Source organism: Enterococcus termitis (genome assembly GCF_001730305.1).
Taxonomy (GTDB): domain Bacteria; phylum Bacillota; class Bacilli; order Lactobacillales; family Enterococcaceae; genus Enterococcus_L; species Enterococcus_L termitis.
In genome coordinates this window covers 170,986-188,661 of record NZ_MIJY01000023.1, presented here as the reverse complement: position 1 = coordinate 188,661, position 17,676 = coordinate 170,986, and the positions used below count along the sequence as shown (strand labels likewise).

At 35.4% G+C, this 17,676-nt stretch carries 25 protein-coding genes; 4 read left to right on the top strand and 21 right to left on the bottom strand.

Going from position 1 to position 17,676, the window contains the following annotated elements:
* Nucleotides 1-174: 174 nt before the first annotated feature.
* The 8 genes from BCR25_RS11275 to BCR25_RS11240 all read right to left on the bottom strand — a co-directional run bounded on the left by BCR25_RS11275 (nt 175) and on the right by BCR25_RS11240 (nt 4,908).
* A complete protein-coding gene (locus BCR25_RS11275) occupies nt 175-444 on the bottom strand; it encodes an ACT domain-containing protein (RefSeq protein WP_069663701.1) in 270 nt (89 codons plus the stop codon).
* 179 nt (nt 445-623) lie between these two features.
* A complete protein-coding gene (locus BCR25_RS11270; RefSeq protein WP_069663700.1) occupies nt 624-1,055 on the bottom strand; it encodes a hypothetical protein in 432 nt (143 codons plus the stop codon).
* Nucleotides 1,056-1,118: 63 nt separating this feature from the next.
* Nucleotides 1,119-2,006, bottom strand: a complete 888-nt coding sequence (locus tag BCR25_RS11265; protein ID WP_069663699.1) for a helix-turn-helix transcriptional regulator — start codon at nt 2,004-2,006, stop codon at nt 1,119-1,121.
* On the bottom strand, nt 1,999-2,400 hold the full coding sequence (locus BCR25_RS11260) for a DUF3224 domain-containing protein (RefSeq protein WP_069663698.1): 402 nt from the start codon (nt 2,398-2,400) through the stop codon (nt 1,999-2,001). The genes BCR25_RS11265 and BCR25_RS11260 overlap by 8 nt, the downstream gene beginning before the upstream one ends.
* A 100-nt stretch (nt 2,401-2,500) precedes the next feature.
* A complete protein-coding gene (locus BCR25_RS11255) occupies nt 2,501-3,031 on the bottom strand; it encodes a hypothetical protein (RefSeq protein ID WP_083242660.1) in 531 nt (176 codons plus the stop codon).
* A 162-nt stretch (nt 3,032-3,193) separates the two neighbouring features.
* Complete coding sequence (locus BCR25_RS11250; protein ID WP_069663697.1) at nt 3,194-3,856, bottom strand: hypothetical protein; 663 nt, start codon at nt 3,854-3,856, stop codon at nt 3,194-3,196.
* Nucleotides 3,840-4,544: an ATP-binding cassette domain-containing protein gene (locus tag BCR25_RS11245; protein WP_069663696.1), complete on the bottom strand. Its 705-nt coding sequence runs from the start codon at nt 4,542-4,544 to the stop codon at nt 3,840-3,842. The genes BCR25_RS11250 and BCR25_RS11245 overlap by 17 nt, the downstream gene beginning before the upstream one ends.
* Nucleotides 4,537-4,908 carry a GntR family transcriptional regulator gene (locus BCR25_RS11240; RefSeq protein ID WP_083242659.1) on the bottom strand — a complete coding sequence of 124 codons (372 nt, stop codon included), beginning with the start codon at nt 4,906-4,908 and terminating at the stop codon, nt 4,537-4,539. The genes BCR25_RS11245 and BCR25_RS11240 overlap by 8 nt, the downstream gene beginning before the upstream one ends.
* A gap of 185 nt (nt 4,909-5,093) precedes the next feature.
* Here BCR25_RS11240 and BCR25_RS11235 point away from each other — a divergent pair, with 185 nt between their 5' ends.
* A complete protein-coding gene (locus BCR25_RS11235) occupies nt 5,094-5,756 on the top strand; it encodes a Crp/Fnr family transcriptional regulator (protein ID WP_245792142.1) in 663 nt (220 codons plus the stop codon).
* Between the two features lie 42 nt (nt 5,757-5,798).
* Here the strand turns inward: BCR25_RS11235 and BCR25_RS11230 are convergent, their stop codons facing one another.
* From BCR25_RS11230 to BCR25_RS11215, 4 genes are read right to left on the bottom strand one after another with little or no spacing between them, the layout of a single operon-like run.
* Nucleotides 5,799-6,053 carry a metal-sensitive transcriptional regulator gene (locus tag BCR25_RS11230; protein WP_069663694.1) on the bottom strand — a complete coding sequence of 85 codons (255 nt, stop codon included), beginning with the start codon at nt 6,051-6,053 and terminating at the stop codon, nt 5,799-5,801.
* The gene (locus BCR25_RS11225; protein WP_069663693.1) at nt 6,043-6,348 is read right to left on the bottom strand and encodes a rhodanese-like domain-containing protein; all 306 of its coding nucleotides are present in this window, start codon (nt 6,346-6,348) and stop codon (nt 6,043-6,045) included. The genes BCR25_RS11230 and BCR25_RS11225 overlap by 11 nt, the downstream gene beginning before the upstream one ends.
* Nucleotides 6,348-8,000 (bottom strand): FAD-dependent oxidoreductase, encoded by a 1,653-nt coding sequence (locus BCR25_RS11220; protein WP_069663692.1) that lies wholly within the window; start codon nt 7,998-8,000, stop codon nt 6,348-6,350. Before BCR25_RS11220 ends, BCR25_RS11225 begins: the two co-directional genes overlap by 1 nt.
* Nucleotides 8,000-8,314, bottom strand: a complete 315-nt coding sequence (locus BCR25_RS11215) for a rhodanese-like domain-containing protein (protein WP_069663691.1) — start codon at nt 8,312-8,314, stop codon at nt 8,000-8,002. The genes BCR25_RS11220 and BCR25_RS11215 overlap by 1 nt, the downstream gene beginning before the upstream one ends.
* 269 nt (nt 8,315-8,583) lie before the next feature.
* On the opposite strand from BCR25_RS11215, the gene BCR25_RS11210 reads away from it, so the two are divergent.
* A complete protein-coding gene (locus tag BCR25_RS11210) occupies nt 8,584-9,153 on the top strand; it encodes a glycoside hydrolase family 73 protein (protein WP_069663690.1) in 570 nt (189 codons plus the stop codon).
* A 195-nt stretch (nt 9,154-9,348) separates the two neighbouring features.
* Here the strand turns inward: BCR25_RS11210 and BCR25_RS11205 are convergent, their stop codons facing one another.
* The 4 genes from BCR25_RS11205 to BCR25_RS11190 form a co-directional block, all read right to left on the bottom strand.
* Complete coding sequence (locus BCR25_RS11205; RefSeq protein ID WP_069663689.1) at nt 9,349-10,422, bottom strand: endonuclease/exonuclease/phosphatase family protein; 1,074 nt, start codon at nt 10,420-10,422, stop codon at nt 9,349-9,351.
* 93 nt (nt 10,423-10,515) lie between these two features.
* Nucleotides 10,516-10,917: a MerR family transcriptional regulator gene (locus BCR25_RS11200; protein ID WP_069663688.1), complete on the bottom strand. Its 402-nt coding sequence runs from the start codon at nt 10,915-10,917 to the stop codon at nt 10,516-10,518.
* Between the two features lies 1 nt (nt 10,918).
* The gene (locus BCR25_RS11195) at nt 10,919-11,767 is read right to left on the bottom strand and encodes an SDR family oxidoreductase (RefSeq protein ID WP_069663687.1); all 849 of its coding nucleotides are present in this window, start codon (nt 11,765-11,767) and stop codon (nt 10,919-10,921) included.
* Nucleotides 11,768-11,854: 87 nt separating this feature from the next.
* Nucleotides 11,855-12,403, bottom strand: a complete 549-nt coding sequence (locus BCR25_RS11190) for a DUF1697 domain-containing protein (RefSeq protein ID WP_069663686.1) — start codon at nt 12,401-12,403, stop codon at nt 11,855-11,857.
* 106 nt (nt 12,404-12,509) lie between these two features.
* Here BCR25_RS11190 and BCR25_RS11185 point away from each other — a divergent pair, with 106 nt between their 5' ends.
* Nucleotides 12,510-12,881: an iron chaperone gene (locus tag BCR25_RS11185; protein ID WP_069663685.1), complete on the top strand. Its 372-nt coding sequence runs from the start codon at nt 12,510-12,512 to the stop codon at nt 12,879-12,881.
* 373 nt (nt 12,882-13,254) lie between these two features.
* On the opposite strand, the gene BCR25_RS11180 is transcribed toward BCR25_RS11185, so the two are convergent.
* Entirely contained in the window at nt 13,255-13,968 is a 714-nt protein-coding gene (locus tag BCR25_RS11180; protein ID WP_071879531.1) for a hypothetical protein, read from the bottom strand.
* Between the two features lie 151 nt (nt 13,969-14,119).
* Between BCR25_RS11180 and BCR25_RS11175 the strand changes: the two genes are divergently transcribed.
* Complete coding sequence (locus tag BCR25_RS11175; RefSeq protein WP_069663683.1) at nt 14,120-14,995, top strand: helix-turn-helix domain-containing protein; 876 nt, start codon at nt 14,120-14,122, stop codon at nt 14,993-14,995.
* 1,066 nt (nt 14,996-16,061) lie between these two features.
* Here the strand turns inward: BCR25_RS11175 and BCR25_RS11170 are convergent.
* From BCR25_RS11170 to BCR25_RS11160, 4 genes are all read right to left on the bottom strand, one after another.
* Nucleotides 16,062-16,406 carry a potassium channel family protein gene (locus BCR25_RS11170; RefSeq protein ID WP_069663682.1) on the bottom strand — a complete coding sequence of 115 codons (345 nt, stop codon included), beginning with the start codon at nt 16,404-16,406 and terminating at the stop codon, nt 16,062-16,064.
* Between the two features lie 246 nt (nt 16,407-16,652).
* Nucleotides 16,653-16,808 carry a glycine zipper domain-containing protein gene (locus BCR25_RS20390; RefSeq protein WP_169819012.1) on the bottom strand — a complete coding sequence of 52 codons (156 nt, stop codon included), beginning with the start codon at nt 16,806-16,808 and terminating at the stop codon, nt 16,653-16,655.
* Complete coding sequence (locus tag BCR25_RS11165) at nt 16,801-17,058, bottom strand: hypothetical protein (protein ID WP_069663681.1); 258 nt, start codon at nt 17,056-17,058, stop codon at nt 16,801-16,803. The genes BCR25_RS20390 and BCR25_RS11165 overlap by 8 nt, the downstream gene beginning before the upstream one ends.
* A gap of 83 nt (nt 17,059-17,141) precedes the next feature.
* Nucleotides 17,142-17,585, bottom strand: a complete 444-nt coding sequence (locus tag BCR25_RS11160; protein ID WP_069663680.1) for a hypothetical protein — start codon at nt 17,583-17,585, stop codon at nt 17,142-17,144.
* Nucleotides 17,586-17,676: the final 91 nt, after the last annotated feature.

Sequence of the window (17,676 nt, the reverse complement as noted above, 5' to 3'; positions counted from 1 at the left end):
CTCCTAATTTTAAAGTGAAGCAAGCTCGCTGAGTATCGTCAGGAAAATAGAAAAACATAACTGAGCTGCCTTTGGCCTCATTTATGGTTTATCTTTTTCACGAGAGACTAGCTCGCATAGCTAGATAATTTGAGAAGCTGAATGAACTGGTTTAGCATCAATTACCATGATTTATTATAGCTTGTGCATCACGTTAAAAATTTCTTCATTCTGAATACTGATCGTAACACCTAATTTTTCACCTAGATCATTTAACGTCGCACGAATCTCTTCAAAATTAGCTTGTTCTTTAGAAAGTTCCAAAACCATCATCATTGTAAAATAACTATCCATGATTGTTTGTGACACATCGAGAATATTGATGTTTAACTCAGCTAATGTCTGACTAACACCAGCGATAATCCCTACTTTATCTTTTCCAATAACTGTTAATACTGCCCGCATATATTTTCCCCCTCAATCATTTTTTTTATTATAACATAGCCCATTCACTTAGTATCAAAAAAACAGAACAAATTCTGTAAAAAAAGAAGCATTGTTCGTCTTTAAAGTGAAAAACAAGACTGGAAGATCAACAGTGTATATTGACTTCCAATCTTGTTGTGCAGCTATTCTTATATTTTTTAAACAACTTTGTAAAAGTGATTTTTACACGCTGAACACGTTACCTTGATTTTTCCTCGCCCTCTTGGTGCTCTTAATGACTGCTTACATGTTGGGCACTTAAAATAACGATGGGTGCGAAGATTTGTGATCATTGCTTTTTTTAGTTTCATGTACTTTATGATCTGCTGCTGTTTCCCGACATAGCGTGTATTTTCATTTAATCTCACATATATTTTCTTCGAGAAAAAACGGTAATTTGACCAAAGCCATATAGCAACTGCCAACCAAAATATGATAGAATTTGGCAAAAATATGTTTATCACTATTAAAAATAGGCTAACGATTGCTAACATACGGTTCAGCTGATCCATTCGCGCGTATCTACCAATTAGCGCTCTTTGAACGTTTTGATGCCAACGAAGCAGCCGTTCAATCCATATCTGTTTCATATCATCCCTCTTTCTACATCCATGCTATTATCTCAATCAATAATCCGCATTACAAGAGAAAGTTCAATAATAAATCTGATAGATCTGTTTAATTTCTTCTTTGATTTTTTCTTTTACTTCAACAGGACTCAGCACCTCAATAGCTCCTCCAAAAGAAAGTAAGTATGAAATCAGCCAGGCTCCTTTTGGTTGCTGTGTTCGAACTATAGTATATTCTTCGTATGGTTCTATTTCAATCTCCGATAATTCTTCTTTGATACGGTGAACCAAATCATTTTTCACCTTGAATTCTACACATGTTGTTGCAAATTCAAAATGATACTCTTTATCCAAACGTGTATCATCAATCTCCTGTTCAGAAATCAGCAAATCGGTCATCCTTCTTACTTTGAATAAACGTGCTTTTTTCCTCAGACAACAATAGCCCGCAAGATACCAGGCATTTTGCTTAAAGATCAATTTATTCGGCATCACTTCGCGTGAAATTCTTTCACCTTTCGCATTTCTATATGAAAAAAGAATGCATTTATTTTGGTTTTTAGCTTTAGTGATCAATTCGATCGCTCGAGCTTCATCTTCTTGGCCCCAAGCTGAAAAGTCAATATCGATCCAAGGCTCGACTTCTTTTCTAAATAAGGAGGATAGCTTATTGACTAACGGGGTAACATTATTTAAATTAGCAGCAGATAGATTCTGTAAGCCTAAAATAATCTGATCCTGCTCGTTGTCATCAACAAAGGTAGCTGGGAAACGATGCGTATCCAACAAGTGAATCCCGCCATCTCTCCCACTTTTAGCATATATAGGAAACCCCAGAGCAGAAAGTGTGTCAACATCTCGATAAATCGTTCGTGTTGAAACTTCTAGCTGCTCCGCCAAAAATGTCGCCTTCGCTTTATTATGAAGACTAAGATAATGCATGATAAAGAAAAGTCTGGAAAGATTATTCATAATCCTTAAAATCTAAAAGCAGTTTACTTTCCTTACCAACAAAATCATATTGATAAGAGCCAGATAATGCCTTCAATTCTCCTGTACCTTTAATGATCATGCCGGGTGAATCAAGCGCACCTTTATCGAATATTCCTTTTTCGGCAGCTGTAAAGGTTCCTGTTTTTCCTTTATAGCGCCCTTCGAAATGAAGAAAGCCACTCACTCTAGCTGTAGCAAGATGTCCATCTTCTTGGTTACTTTCAATGTAATATAATAAATATTCTACCCAAGCAATGCCTTCTAACTCACCTTCAAGTTGATATTGTGCATGCACTTGATTGATCGGAAAATCTGATTTTTCCGGATCAATAGGCTGCTCATCCCATTTCGTTACGTTAAATGATGTTCCCATACTTATCACTCCTTATAAATTAAAGGATAGCAAACATACGTTCTTTTTTCAAGCGAACAGTCAATTATTTCTTCAAATGTACTTCAATCGATAAAAATGTTTAATTCAATAAAAACGCTTTGATTTTTCTACTAAACACAGTAACATTTTCTGATTTAGAAGCGGCAGTTGTTACATCAAGATGTCCAGGATCTTTTGACCATACGCCTGAATCTGCTGTTAAATAAATACTTATTTTTTCTTCGTCTTTATGCTTATTGATATAATCTAACGCCGGTTTAGGAGGATCGCTTGATTGAACAGTAGATAAAATAATTACTTTATCCCACTCTTCGAGATTGTTTTCTCCAATTTCTTCAACAGGTTCCACCTTTAAGTAAATATTCTCATCGGCTAGATTACTTTTAACTTCATTGATTACCTCGTTTTTAAAGGCACGATCTTGAGAATAGATCACTGCTTTGTATGCATTCGGCTTATCTTTTAATTCCTCATTTATTTCATAACTTGAGATTACTCCTTGGGCTCTTGATATCCGGTAATAGCCTAAAAAGCCAGCTGCACCTAGGGCGATTAAAACAAGTCCAATCAATCCATATCTAAAAAGTTTATTCTTCCATATTTTTTTCATTTTATTTTCCTACTTTCATTTTTATTCGTAATGTAATGCTGTGGTTAGGTCTAATTCTGCTTCTGAATATAGCCTTTTTTATATCTCTATTTTCTGATTTTAGGTTTTGAGCTTCGTAAAGAAATTCCCCTTCATAATATTATCAAGTCCGCTTTTCCTCTATCAGTTATTGTTTAGTTGATTTTTCTCCAGCCAAAGATAGACGAACACGATTGCTGCAGATAAACAAGCATTTAAAATAAACGTGCTAGGATAAAAATCACCTTGGCTGGCTGTTAAAACTACATTGATGCTTTTGGGAAAATAAGAACGTGTTGCATCATTCATTAAAAGAATCAGGAGCCAACCAATCGCAACAATGACGTTTTTTGAGACGTTTGGTAGCCATAGTTTAGCAACTACGCCTCTAAGCAAAATCAAGTAACTAACCATACCAGCAAGATAAACTGCTAATTCTAGTGCGATAAAAAGTAGCTGAATCAAACTTAACGAAACTATCGTAAAATTAAACACTAGATTAATCGCACCAATCACGACTACTTGAACATAAGAAAGTACATATCTTGCCATGATTTTCCCAAGGGTCGACTGAGTCGCTGTACTTGCTAATGTTTGATGATTCGACTGAACATCTAGCTGATTAATGCGCCAAGACAGAACAACAGCTGCGATAAATGAAAATATAATTGGCCAACGTTCCCATTGAGATTCAGGCATCATGACTTGAAAAACGTATTTGGCAAAATAGCTAGTTAAAATCAAGAGTAAACTGCTTAAAAAGAACTTCTTACTTTTTTCATGATAAAAATTAAATAAATGTATCATCCGCTTCCTCCTCATAGATTTCTTTCAAGGACATTGCTCTTTTTTCTCGTAAATCTTCCAGATTGATTACTTCACAATATCTAAAAGGATTCATAAATAACACATCTGTAAACAAGGTATCCATTTCTTCAATAAAATTCGTAGAGACTAAAATCATCTTGTTTTCACCACTAGCTTTTCTCAACATCTTTTTCACCTGAATGCGAGAGGAATAATCCAAGTAAGCGAAGGGCTCATCTAATAGAAAAATGGATGTAGCTTTTGCATATTCACAAGCTATTTTGACTTTTACTTTAGAGCCTTCAGAAAGCTCCTGCCATTTTTGTTTTAAGGAAATATGCCACTGATCTAATTGCTCAATTGCTTTGTCCAACTGAAATCCTGGAAATAAAATAGTATATTCCAGTAGAATTTGTCGTACTGTTTCGTTTTCTTCAAAATAGTTTTTTGTAGCAACGTACGCAATATTTTCTTTGAACACCAAACTGCTTTGCGGCTGCTCATTATAGCTTATCAATCCAGTGTTTACTTGCTTTTGTCCTGAGATGCAGTCCAACAATGTTGTTTTTCCTGTGCCATTTTTTCCTAAAATACCTAAAATTTGACCTTCTTTTAGATTAAAAGATAGCTCTTGAAAAACGCTTTTGCGATAATGTTTGCCAACATTTATTATTTGTAGTTTATTCATTAGCACTCCTCACAATCCGTTCAATGATATGCTCTCTTTCGTTTTGAGTTAAATCAAGTTTTCGTAATTTCGTGATAAATGCTTCCAAATGCGTTTCAATCAATCGCAAGCGTAAATCTTTAATTTTTTCGGTGTTATCTGTCACGTACTTACCAATTCCTCTCTGACTAAGCAAAATTCCATCTTGTTCTAAAGCACTATAGGCCCTTTGGATCGTTGTTGGATTTACTTCTAACTCTTCGGCTATCTGTCTAACAGATGGGACTTTCTCATTTTGCTGCCAATGGTCACTGGCAATCCAATGTTCGACTTGTTCGATAATTTGTTGATAGATGGGTCTGTTCTCGTCATAATTCACATGCATCCTCCCTTTTCTAGTTTCTCACTGTACTGCTTACGTCACACACTCAGCCGATAAAGCTTATTTTAGAGGAAACTAAAAAAACAATTTATACCAACGATATAAATTGTAGCCTGTTGTTTTTTATAGACTTAAGCTCAAAAAAATCATTTGGCTTATGTTATAATTTTTGTACTTAGAAAATTACAATGTACATCATATTAAAGGAGGACAAAAACATCGAATTATATAAAAATAATAATGCCTTGATTGACTACTTAAAAAAACATTCTCTTAGTAACTGGACCGAGAAAATATATGAAAAAAACAGCCTGATCATTGATGAATATGAAAAAGCTGCTACTCTTTATTATGTTGTTGACGGTGTTATTTCTGTTGAAATTCTCAATGAAGGCAAATGCTATATTTCTTCTTTTATTTTTCAAAATGACTTCTTTGGTTTAGATAGTTTTTCTACCTTTAAACAAAAAGAACATGGGATTCGAGTGATTAGTGATCAGGCAATGATTTTTTCTGTATCCAAGCAAATGCTATTTCAGTTATTAAATGAAGAGCCTAAATATTACGAGTTATTGCTGACTAATTTTGCGGATATCTTCCAACGTCATTACGGCTACTTTAACTTCCTTCACTTACCAACTACGGAACGGATCAAAGATGCCTTAGTTTATTTAAGCGATCATATCGGCATTATAACGGAGGCAGAACACTTAGAACTTCCTCGATTTATCACACAGGAAATTTTATCAAAATTCTGTCGTACCTCTCAATCTAGGGTTTCTGTATCTTTAAGTGATTTGGAAAAATCTGGGTGGCTCATCAAAAATAAAGTCCCAATCACTATAAATTAAAAAATCGGAAATCAGCTTTTTGCTGGTCTCCGATTTTTTAACTTATCTTGTTTTTACAATCATTTCCAACGCTTTCGCTAAATCTTCACTACTCAGATCAATGTTTTCGTCTTCCATACACTGTTTCAGATTTTCAGTCACAACAAGTCCTATAACCTTATCGATACTTGAACGAACAGCGGTTAGTTGCGTCACTACTTCTCGGCAATCTTTTCCTTCATCCATCATTTTTAGAATTCCGCGAATTTGTCCTTCGGAACGTTTCAAGCGGTTTGCTAATTTAGGATCACAAGCCATCTACAACGGCTCCTCTCCAAGCAGACATCCCGCCCATTACGTTCGTTACGTCATACCCAAGTGAGGCAAAATATTCACTCGCCATTTGTGAACGTCCACCAGAGTGGCAGATAACGTAATAAGGCTGATCTTTATCCAGAGAAAGCGGCGTTTCTTTTAAGGTACTTAGGGGTAAATTTTTTGCTCCTTGGATATGTCCTGAAACATATTCATCTACCTCGCGCACATCTATTATTGCTAGTTCGTTTCTTTTTTCTAATTGTTCAAATTCATCGATCATCATTGATTTATACATTATTTAATAACCTCCTGAGGGTAAATTGTACTATATATATGAAAAGCACCATCTAAATTTTTAACACTAAAGCCGTTGTTTTTCAAAATACGTTCTGCTAAATAGCTTCGTTGTCCGCTTTGGCAACTAACAATGATTTCCTTGTCAGTTGGAAGTTCAGTTAAACGATCTCTTAGCTCGTCCAATGGAATATTTTTAGCTTGAGGTAATGAACCGTTATTTTTCAGTTCTCCCGGGTTTCTGACATCTAGTAAAAAGGCCCCTTTGTCTACCGCTTCTTTTAAGTCATAGTATTGAATATTGTCGGAAAAACCTTCAACAATGTTAGCAGCTGCATAACCAATCATATTCACTGGATCTTTTGCTGATCCAAATGGCGGTGCATAAGTAAATTCCAACTCTGGCAGATCCATAACAGTCATGCCGGCTTTAATAGCAGTCGCGATAATATCGATTCGCTTGTCTACGCCGTCTTGCCCAATTGCTTGTGCTCCATAGATTTTACCAGAAACAGGGTGAAAGAGCATCTTCATCACGATCGGATGACTGCCTGGAAAATACCCCGCATGGCTTTTTGAGGTTGTATGAACTGCCTTATATTCTAAATTACTATTACGTAATTGACGTTCACTCAAGCCCGTACTTGCTGCAGCAAGATCAAAGACACGAACAATTGCTGTGCCAATACTTCCTCGATTTTTTCTCGTCACTCCTGCAATCACATCCGCTACTTGGCGTCCTTGGCGATTAGCTGGTGAAGCCAGTGAAATCAAGGCATCTTCTTCTGTGATTTGTTGTTTCACAACAATAGCATCACCAACTGCGTAAATATCTGGATCATTCGTTTGATAGTTTTCATCTACGCTGATTCCGCCACGTAATCCTGTTTTCAAATCAGCTGCTATCGCTAAATCACTAGATGGTTTAACTCCAATCGACAGAATAGTGAAATCACTTGTAATTGTTTCACCAGAGCTTAATTCGATTTTGCTTCCTGCTTCTTTGAAGGCCGTAGCTGCCGCTCCTGTATAGACGGTGATTCCTTTCGCTTTTAATTCCTTTTCAACAAAGGCAGCCATTTCTTCATCCAAAGGCGGAAGAATTTGTGGCGCTGCTTCTACAATCGTCACGTCGATGCCTAGATGGCTCAAATTTTCTGCCATTTCTAGACCGATGAAGCCAGCACCAATCACAACTGCTCGTTTGGGCTGTTCATTTTTAACAGTTGCTACGATCTTATCAACATCAGGAACATTTCTTAAGGTATAAACATTTGTTGCTTCGACTAATCCTTCGATCGGTGGTATCAATGGTTGCGCACCTGGTGAAAGAATCAACTTATCATAACGGATCAATTCTTCTTTACCGTTTGTATTGGTCAATACTGTTTTATTTTTGCGATCGATTTTAACCGCTTCTGTTTCTGAATAAACATCGATATTGAATCGTTTTTTCAGCTGCTCTGGTGTTTGTAAAATCAATTCTGAACGTTCACTGATTTCCCCAGATACATAATAAGGCAAGCCGCAGTTTGCAAATGAAACGTAGGGACCTTTTTCTAGCACAATAATCTCGATTTCTTCCGATAGTCTTCTTAATCTTGTGGCGGCTGACATTCCGCCTGCTACACCACCAACGATTACTACTCGCATTATAATTTTCCTCCTCTAACCGACCCACGCCAAGCGCTCATACCGCCTTTGACGTTGATTGCATCGATGCCTTTGGCTTTTAATTTTTTTACTGCTTGCCGGCTTCTCATTCCAGATTGGCAAATCACATAGACAGGTTGATTTTCTTTTGCTTGATAAGACGTGATTTTACCTAATGGAATATTTTTAGCGATTGGGATATGCCCAGCTGCAAATTCATTTTTTTCACGAACATCAAGGATTACTGGTTTTGAATCCAGCTTTTGTTGAAGCTCTGCAGTACTAATAGAATTTCCTTTTAGAAATGAAAACATATGCTCCTCCTTTATACCCTAGGGGGTATTTACAAGAGCTATCATAAAGGATTTTTCTTCGTTTGTAAAGAGGTTTGTTTTGATAACTCACTACTACATCTGCTTAATAAAAAAGCAGATTGGCATTTTCAACTGGTTAAATTGCACATTTTCTTAATCAAACTGAATTATTTATTAAGAAAGCCAAATAAATATTCACTTATTTGGCACACTTTTGTAACATTGAACCACTATAATAGATTTAATTACTGAAGAAAAGAGGTTATTAGATGAATCAAGGAATCCTAAAAAAGCAAAATATTTTCCCTTTATTATTGATTCTACTTCTTTCATTTGCTAGTATTTTTCTTATTTTTAATAAAGAAGAACAACCAATCCAAGATGAAGCGACTGCTTATCAGCAGATTTTTATTGATGAAATAGCATCTGAAGCCAAATTATTACAAAAACAAACCCATTTATTTGCTAGTATCACGATTGCTCAAGCCATTTTAGAATCAGATTGGGGACGCAGTGAATTAGCAGTTGAAGCAAATAATCTATTCGGCATCAAAGGTGCATTTAATGAGCAATCCAGCATTATGCCTACAGACGAATTTATTGACGGTGAGCGAATCACGATCGATGATTCGTTTAAGAAGTATGAAACGATTCAAGAATCAATGGCTGATCATATGGAATTTTTAAAAGGCGGAACATATGATGGAATCAAAACGAGTAAAAACTATCGAGAAGCAGCTATCGCTTTGCAAAATGGCGGCTATGCGACTGATCCAGATTATGCTGAAAAACTGATTGCATTGATCGAAGAATTCAAGCTGAACAAATACGATAAATAATGATGTTAGCTGTCTTCCAACTGTAGGTATTGTGTACTAATAGGGAGGTTAAAGTATTCTTTTACTAGCCTTCATGTAACTTCTCCTTCATAAATCTTATAAAAATGACCTCCAAAAATTGTCGTTTTCACATACAATTTTGGAGGTCACTTCATTTTTCTGCTTTCTTTAAATACCTATCCTAAAAACTCTTCTTTATTTTAGTTTAAATGTCATTTCAACTGGATTATGATCTGAATTTTTGAATGCCTTATCGATTACTTTTCCATCAAGATTCTTTACATTATCAGATACAATGAATCCGTCGATCAATGCAACAAATGACGTGCCTTTTTCATATGGCTTGTCTAAATTTCGAACAGAGGGGATAGGCTCTGTCGTTGCACTCAACTCAGCTACGTTTAAATTTTTAGGCAGCTCAGCTTTTGGAAATGGTTGAAGCCATGTATACTCTTCTGTTGTATCATTTTGGAAGGTTTCTGTCGAAGAGGGCAGCAAATCATGATTAAAATCACCCCCGCAGACAACGTAATTGCCTTTTTTATATTCTTGTTCCATATGATCAAACAGTTTATGCACCTGTTCCTTCTGGATTTTTTGATCCTTGATGTAGGCAGATAAATGAACATTATACAGCATCAAATATTTACCATTTTCAACAGGAATTTGCGAAACTGTAAAGGCACGGTCTAAATCGAAAAATTTATTAAAATTTGTCTCGATCGGTAAACTATAACGCGTACTTGCTTCAATAGCAGTATTACTCAATGTCAAAATACCTGATGTTGACTTTCCGATTGGATCTAATACAGGATACATTAAAAATGCTGAATCATAATTCACTGCAAAGGCACTTGTATAGTTTGAAAAGCTTTGATTGATTTGTTTCACTTCGTTTACACCACGGCTACGTGTTGCCTTTTCATCGACTTCTTGAAATAATGCAAAATCAGGGGCCAGCTTTTTCGTCGTATCGATTACACCAGAAATATTTTTGACGACACTTTCCTTACTAACTGCCTTTGACTGCTTCCCGCCATCCATAAAAAACGTATAATCTGGCGTATATGAACCATAACCGATATTAAACGTAGTTATCTTATATTCTTTATTTGTTGTAATCATTTCTTTTTTGGCCTGCTGAACGACTTCAAGCGAAACCTGATCCTTGATTCTTGAATAACTAAAATAAACATAACCCACATAAGCTAAAATAGCTGCTACGGCAACAACCACAATACCAAGCAAAATTTTGAGATTCTTCTTCATTAAGTACTTCCTCTTTCTCTTGAATAATAAAAAATAGACTGAACACCATTATACAATAAAATGGCAGTCAATCTATTCTTTAAAGCTTATTCTTTAGTCGTCTTGTTCAGCATTCATCTTATTAATCATCATTATTGTTTTAGGCAATAAATCATCATAGTAATCAGCAATTTTTAAGTTGATTGTTTTTTGTCGTTCTTGTAATTCAGCGATTTTATCAGACAAACGCTCTTGTTCTTCTTCCAACAAATTTTTTCTTGCTTCAATCGTAGCGTCTCCAATTGTTGCCAGACGAACATACTCGATGATCATTTCTAAAGTCATACCAGATGCTCTCAACTTCAACACAGCTTCGATCCATTCTACATGAATCAAATCATACGTTCGAACACCATGTTCTGTTCGAGGAATCGCTGGAATCAGACCGATTCTTTCATAATAGCGTAGTGTATCAGCAGAGAGCCCAGTAAGTTTTGTCATTTCTTTAATGGTCATGCTAACTCTCCTTCTTTTTATAATCCACTGACTTTGAGAGTTCTTTGTATTTTTCAGTCATTGCAATCTTTTGGTTGGACATCAACATAGCCATATCATAGCCATCGCTGCCGATCATTAATTCTAACGGCGGTTCCTCCATCGTAACGAGTTTCATATATAATTCCGCTACCTTTTTAGGATCACCTGCTTGATTCCCATCCATTGCCTTAACAAAACCTAGGCGTTCTTTTACTGCTTCTTGATATGCTGCTCCCACCGTTTGAGACATGCTGTAAGACGTCTCTGATAAAAACTCAGTTCGTAAGTAGCCAGGTGCTGCATTGATGACATGGATACCAAACGGCTTGACCTCGTCTGCAAACGCTTGTGTGATCCCATTGATCGCAAACTTAGTTCCAGCATAGGTCGCTTCAAAAGCGCCTGCGTACAACCCTGAAATAGACGATGTGTTGATGACATAACCTGAGTGCTGTTCTCTCATGATTGGTGTCACAGCTCGTAACATATTAAGTGTACCAAATACATTGATATCAAAACAAGCCCTTACTTCTTCATCCGTTAAATCCTCTACAGCGCCGGCAATCATATAACCTGCATTATTTACTAAAACATCGATTCTGCCAAATTTTTTGAGTGCTAGATCAATCGCCCTCGCAATATCTTTTTCATCCGTTAAGGAAACATTTAGCGGCAAAAATAATTCATTTTCAGGGCCAACTTTTTCAATCAATGATTCTTTATTTCGACTCGTTGTGACGACCTGCTGACCCTTTTTGAGTAGTGCTTTCGTCAACGTTAATCCTAAACCTTTAGATCCTCCTGTGATAAACCAAACCTTTTTATTCATTCTATTTATACTTCCCTTCTGTTTATGCTTTGTCGATCGCTCAACAAAATGAAGTATAAACCTTGGAGTCACCTCCAAGACAAGTAGTTATTTTTCTTTTTTTACAATCTCAACCAATTTCATCACAGTATTCGCGTTTCTGATCGTAATTCGGTCATAATAAGTTGACCCTACAATTTTTGACCAACGAGTTCTAGAAAACGTCTTAAGAGGAGCTGACCAGAAAATGATTCGTTCATGCTGGCTCACTTGTTCAAACTCCGGCTTAGCTTCACCGACAGATACCATCACTTCTTCTGGTGTCGTCGGCGCAATGATAAAGAGTGCATTATGTTTTGATTCTTTGTCTAAGTTCCACCAGCTTGGTGCATGTTCTATCGCTTTCAACAAAGCTTTACCTGATACAATCGTTACTGCAATCGTCAATCCTGTCAAATCTTCAATCAACGTTTTGCACACTTTTTCAAGTACCATTGTGTCTAATTCATCACTCGAAAAAATCACATTGCCACTATTCAAATACGTTTTTACTTGTACAAAGCCATAATCTTCAAAGCAAGTCTTCAATTCTTTCATTACAACACGATTTTTCCCACCAACATTCACACCACGCAATAAAGCTATGTATTTTTGCACGTTGATTCCTCCATTTTTCTATGATCAAATGTCTTCTACTAATCTCCTATTCATATTATAATGAATTTAATTCAACAATCCTACTTATATGAAATGAGGGGTCATAATGACAAACCTGAGTGAATTTAGTAAAAAAATCGAGGATGAGAGCCAACGCCAACGCATCGAGGAATTGTTTACCTGGATCAATGAACATTTTCCCCAGCTAGAGACAGTCATCAAATGGAATCAGCCTATGTATACTGATCACGGCACCTTCATTATTGGTTTCAGTGTGTCAAAAAAGCATCTTTCTGTTGCACCTGAAACCGTAACTATCTCAACTTTTAAAGAAGCTATTGAAAAAGCGGGATATCAACATACTGACAACATTTTCAAAATAACCTGGGAACAAGAAATTGATTACTCCTTATTACAACAAATCATCACATATAATATTCAAGAAAAAATCGATTACACAAAGTTTTGGCGCGAATAATTTTATTCTGATCACCGTCAAAAAAGTAAGAACCTTAAGAACTTTTTGAAGTGGAAATATCTACATTTATCGATTATGATTCATATAGAGCAATACAACTTATCTTCCCCAAAGATAAAATAAAGAAATAAAGCCTCTGGAACAAAAAATCCATTTTGTTCCGGGCTCTAAATCTGAATAAAAGGCGCGACAAAAGGAATTCCATAGAAGTAAACCAAACTTGCTGTGAAACACAGCGAGTGATGCTTTGACATAGCGCAGTACTCGCTGCACTATGTCAAAGCATCTCAAACTCTAAGTGTCAAAGACGCTAAGAATTGATTGGCTAGGTTCTTAGAGCTACATACCTTTGTCTCGGCTTTTTTTATTTAATCTACTTATTTGTTTTTCGTAATTTTCCAACTAGTATTAATGACACTATGCAAATTAAGACTATGCCCCAATAGATCAGCTTCATTTGTACCTTTTCACCTGTTATTGGTAACGTAGGTGTTTGACGAGTGTCTTTTGATGGGTTGGCTGTTTTATGAGTTGATTCTTGAACAACTTCTGTTGAACTAGTTGTCGTTGGCTCCTCAGCTTTTTGATGACTTGCTACTTCTTTTGCTGCTTCACTCGTTGAAGAGGAAGTAGATTGTTCAGATGTAGTCTGAGTAGTGTCTATTTTAGACAGCTGTTCTACACTGGTGCTTTCTACTCTATTTTCTGTTGTACTTTCTGATGTATTTACTGTTGTATCAGTTGTATCTGTCGAAGAAGATGACCCAGTCCTACTTTTAACAATCGTTGGTTGAGAAATAGTCGTTTCAGGTATACTCGCTGACTCAAGACTAGCTGTTTCAGTGGTTGATGTTTCAACTTCTGATGATGCGGTTTCTGACGATGTATCCTCTGTAGAAAATAACTCGTTGGTATCGACTGCACCATGATCCCCATACCAAATATTCCCATCTAAGTAATAATCCTTTTGATCCTTGATTATATGCGTTGGAGTTACTGTGATCATCTCTGCATCTGCAGTTGTTGTCCATATACCGAACAGGCAGATGGCTAACGCTATAATTAAACTGTTTTTTTTCATCTTCATTTCGATCCTTTCTTGAAGCACTGAATTATCATAAACAAAAAAAGAACGAATATAGAAAAAAGTCTTACATTTAGGACTTCCAAAATAAATCTGATACAATTGTTTTACCGATGAATAACCTCATCATTTTCATCTGAAAGGACAGATACCAATGAAAGAATATGGATTGATTGTACGTAAGATTCGTTTGGCTAAAGGGATTTCTCAAAAAGAATTATACAGCAGTCTCATTTCCAAATCATATGCAATCGAATTTGAAAAAGGGCACCACGATCTATCTTTGGAATTACTAGAACAAGTATTGGAAGCATTAGCCGTCACTGCAGATGAATTTTTATTTATTTATAATCAATACACCATACCAGAAACAACTTCTTTTTGGAGTTTATTAGCAAAAGCCTCCAATGAAAATGACCTTAACGCTTTGATTGCACTAAAAAAGGAAATCGTGAATCAAGCCGCTTCAGATAAAAAAGAATTATTCTTGGCATTAGTTGAAGGCCGCATTCAAATCGTCAATCATTTTCTTCGTTCCAATAAAATTGACTATACAACAATTCCTCCAGAACAAATGGATATAGTTGTTCAATTTTTGTTAAACCGAGAATCATGGACTCTTTTTGAGTTGCTTGTTTTTACAAATACATTAGACTATTTTACACATGATCAGAGAATGATTTTTATAAAAAATGTTTACAAGTTACTCCAGAAATACCATTCGTATGACCGTGGTAAAGAAATCTTGCAGATTTTACTGATTAATTTTGCCGAACTTTGTTTAAAGGAAAAAGAATTTCCGATAGCCCATGAGTTATTAGACAAGCTAAAAAACTTGAATACTGATCTGAACAGTGGTCTTTATAGGATTATTGAACGTTTTTTCCGAGGGATTCTTTTGATTATGGAAGGAGCGGACAGAGAAGGCAAGCAAATTTGTAAAAAAACACTAGAAATGTTAGATTATCTTGGTTATGATCAAATTGCTCACGTGTACAAATCTGAATGGACAACAATTTTATCGAGCTAAAAAATGACTCAAAAATGGGCTGAGCCCAGTCGTAGCAAGGCAAAGTACTTTTTTACTCTAAAATCATATTTTTTACTATTTGAAAAAGTGCATTGACTCTGCTCTATTCTTTAAGTTAAGATAACATTACAAAACAAAATAAAAAAAGGCGCCCTGCTGGAGGACAGCGAATCATCCAGCAGAGCCCTGTATTATCAGCCACAACTAATAATACAAGTTGCCACCGTCAATAAATTTATTGACTACATTCATTGTACTAAAAGTAAGAAAAGAACACCAGCTTTTTTTGCCTATTCTGTGAATTTAGTTAAACTTTATTTGCTGAGCGCTTCATGGTATTGGTTGATGACTAATACCATTTTTTTGTGTTTTGTAAATGATTCAGATAATTAGAGCGAAAACAAAATAAAAAGGCACTCTGCAAAAGGACAGCGATCCTTCTACAGAGCCTCGTAACGTCAGCCACAACTGACAATACAAGTTGCCCTTAGTCAATGCATTGACTTATTCATTTTACCTAAAATTTGTAAGAAATACTAGTGTTTTTTTACATGTTTTTGATTTTAGCTAAAAGAATGGTCATTTATTGAACTTTTGCACGGTATTGGTTGGTGACTAATACCGTTTATTTTCGCTCTTTTTATAAATAGTACACATCAGGTTCTCCTTTTCCCAACTTTTTCCAACTCCATCCCCTGATGTGTGCGAGCTGCTATTCAAAAATCAATTGTTCACCATGCGCCTGTCATTTAATCAAAAAAAGGTGTGCTCCAGTCAATGTATAATACGAATAAAATGAAAAAGTAAAGATAAACATGCAAATAAATATTTTCCTAGTTTTACTCTGATTTTTTGACAAGAAGCAACGAATGATTTTTGAATAGCAGTAATAGTAGGCATGTCGCTGGCGGAAGCTGTGTGCTTACTGAAAAAATCAGCAGGACTTGCAGACCCTGCTGATTTCATCGGCTTACTTATCTCTAATTAATCCTTTTAAAAAAAACCAACCATTTTTTACTGTCTAGAGATAAGTGAGCCGTTTTTTATTGTAGTACATTCACACATTTTACTGATCCTTTTTCTTTTTACTGATCTTTCTTGCTTTCTCCGCAGAGGCTAATTTTGAAATAAATAATGAAATAATTCCTAAACCAACGATTACATATAGGATCGTAAATATTTTCCCAACAGTACTTACAGGATAGATATCGCCATAACCAATCGTTGTTAATGTGATAAAGCTTAAATAAAATGCATCGAACAGAGAAATCGATTCTGACCAGCTATAAAATATTGAACCAGATAAAAGTGTTAACAATGTTAAAATAAATAAGGCTCTGAACTCGTCATCGTCGATCAATTTAAAAAAATCTTTTAACAGCCTCTTAATAATAAAATAAAATGAAATCATCAAATTTTCTCCTTAAACTAAACTATCTACCTAAAATAACCATACAATCGGAAAATCTTTTGGGAAACGCTGAATACATATAAGCTGTTTTAACAATTCTTCCCGCGTCACTTCGAAATGAGCTTGCTTCAACAACTACACTATTTATTTTTCAACATTTAACGCCTCTACTATTTATTATTTAAGAAACCTTGATAGGCTATTCTTCATGTTTGATTTTCCCACGTAAAATTATGCGATTGTTGGTCATTCTTTATCCTTTTTCTTCTTACTATCAAAAATTCCTAAAGCTCCTATTCCCACACCTATTGCAAGTCCTAAACTTATATTATCAAAAATCAATCCAAATGCCACGCCCAAACAAATACCTATTGCTATAGAATCACTATTATTTTTATTCATCTTTTTTCTCCTTTAATTTTGATTTTTTGTCACTACTTAATTTCTTTTTAAGAATAACTTGTTGATTAAAGAAGTCTGTTGTACTAACATCAAACTCCCCTCCAACGCCTAGTTTGTATGCAGAATAACGTGGACTATCATTCCACGATCCTATACCGCCAAAAATTTGTGTCTTAGCTAGGATTTGTTCTGCCTTTTGACTGTTAGATACGCCTTCTAATTCTATAATAGTTAAGCCCGAATTGAACATTCTAAAAAAATTTTCTTCGTTTATTTTTTTAGATAGTCTATTTATATTTTGAAGAGTGATTTTTTAATAGCCATAATAGAAAACTACTTTTTTTCTATTTTTTGTGTGAACGCAAATGGCTCCTTAACAAAGTAATCATTAATAATCTCATAATAAACGCCATCGATATTGTATTTTATATTTTGAGACCGTACATTTGATACATAGCTAACCCCGTCAATAACTACAACGTCTTCACTCAACGTTGTAAATTCGTATACCATGACTCCAGAAAATGAAATAATGAAAAAGCCAAACACAGCTCGTATCATAATAGACAAAATTTTTCTATCTGTATATTTTTTGATGAGCCTTGGAATTAACCAAAAGAGAGAAATGAGTATTGGTAAGACGGTTAGAGAAATGAAAAGTGTATAATAATTTCCTCTAAAACTAATACTTTTTGATTCTAAAAGCCTCTGAGTAAGTAGAAAAGTAACTAGAATGATTCCCCCACTCCACAGAATCACTTGATCAATTTTTTTCATAAAACTAGATCTCCTATCTTTTTTCATTGTTTACAGATTATTTTCGAGGATGAACTACTTTACTTCCCCGTTTTTTGAACCCAAAGCACGT

Bases quoted from the DNA above. Each gene is read 5' to 3' on its own strand.
- BCR25_RS11235 (WP_245792142.1), top strand. From the start codon at position 5,094: ATGTACATCATATTAAAGGAGGACAAAAACATCGAATTATATAAAAAT.
- BCR25_RS11260 (WP_069663698.1), bottom strand. From the start codon at position 2,400: ATGGGAACATCATTTAACGTAACGAAATGGGATGAGCAGCCTATTGAT.
- BCR25_RS11250 (WP_069663697.1), bottom strand. From the start codon at position 3,856: ATGATACATTTATTTAATTTTTATCATGAAAAAAGTAAGAAGTTCTTT.
- BCR25_RS11255 (WP_083242660.1), bottom strand. From the start codon at position 3,031: ATGAAAAAAATATGGAAGAATAAACTTTTTAGATATGGATTGATTGGA.
- BCR25_RS11265 (WP_069663699.1), bottom strand. From the start codon at position 2,006: ATGAATAATCTTTCCAGACTTTTCTTTATCATGCATTATCTTAGTCTT.
- BCR25_RS11175 (WP_069663683.1), top strand. From the start codon at position 14,120: ATGAAAGAATATGGATTGATTGTACGTAAGATTCGTTTGGCTAAAGGG.
- BCR25_RS11180 (WP_071879531.1), bottom strand. From the start codon at position 13,968: ATGAAGATGAAAAAAAACAGTTTAATTATAGCGTTAGCCATCTGCCTG.
- BCR25_RS11200 (WP_069663688.1), bottom strand. From the start codon at position 10,917: ATGACCATTAAAGAAATGACAAAACTTACTGGGCTCTCTGCTGATACA.
- BCR25_RS11205 (WP_069663689.1), bottom strand. From the start codon at position 10,422: ATGAAGAAGAATCTCAAAATTTTGCTTGGTATTGTGGTTGTTGCCGTA.
- BCR25_RS11230 (WP_069663694.1), bottom strand. From the start codon at position 6,053: ATGGCTTGTGATCCTAAATTAGCAAACCGCTTGAAACGTTCCGAAGGA.
- BCR25_RS11215 (WP_069663691.1), bottom strand. From the start codon at position 8,314: ATGTTTTCATTTCTAAAAGGAAATTCTATTAGTACTGCAGAGCTTCAA.
- BCR25_RS11245 (WP_069663696.1), bottom strand. From the start codon at position 4,544: ATGAATAAACTACAAATAATAAATGTTGGCAAACATTATCGCAAAAGC.
- BCR25_RS11170 (WP_069663682.1), bottom strand. From the start codon at position 16,406: ATGATTTCATTTTATTTTATTATTAAGAGGCTGTTAAAAGATTTTTTT.
- BCR25_RS11210 (WP_069663690.1), top strand. From the start codon at position 8,584: ATGAATCAAGGAATCCTAAAAAAGCAAAATATTTTCCCTTTATTATTG.
- BCR25_RS11275 (WP_069663701.1), bottom strand. From the start codon at position 444: ATGCGGGCAGTATTAACAGTTATTGGAAAAGATAAAGTAGGGATTATC.
- BCR25_RS11160 (WP_069663680.1), bottom strand. From the start codon at position 17,585: ATGAAAAAAATTGATCAAGTGATTCTGTGGAGTGGGGGAATCATTCTA.
- BCR25_RS11270 (WP_069663700.1), bottom strand. From the start codon at position 1,055: ATGAAACAGATATGGATTGAACGGCTGCTTCGTTGGCATCAAAACGTT.
- BCR25_RS11225 (WP_069663693.1), bottom strand. From the start codon at position 6,348: ATGTATAAATCAATGATGATCGATGAATTTGAACAATTAGAAAAAAGA.
- BCR25_RS11240 (WP_083242659.1), bottom strand. From the start codon at position 4,908: ATGCATGTGAATTATGACGAGAACAGACCCATCTATCAACAAATTATC.
- BCR25_RS11185 (WP_069663685.1), top strand. From the start codon at position 12,510: ATGACAAACCTGAGTGAATTTAGTAAAAAAATCGAGGATGAGAGCCAA.
- BCR25_RS11195 (WP_069663687.1), bottom strand. From the start codon at position 11,767: ATGAATAAAAAGGTTTGGTTTATCACAGGAGGATCTAAAGGTTTAGGA.
- BCR25_RS11165 (WP_069663681.1), bottom strand. From the start codon at position 17,058: ATGTTCAATTCGGGCTTAACTATTATAGAATTAGAAGGCGTATCTAAC.
- BCR25_RS11220 (WP_069663692.1), bottom strand. From the start codon at position 8,000: ATGCGAGTAGTAATCGTTGGTGGTGTAGCAGGCGGAATGTCAGCCGCC.
- BCR25_RS20390 (WP_169819012.1), bottom strand. From the start codon at position 16,808: ATGAATAAAAATAATAGTGATTCTATAGCAATAGGTATTTGTTTGGGC.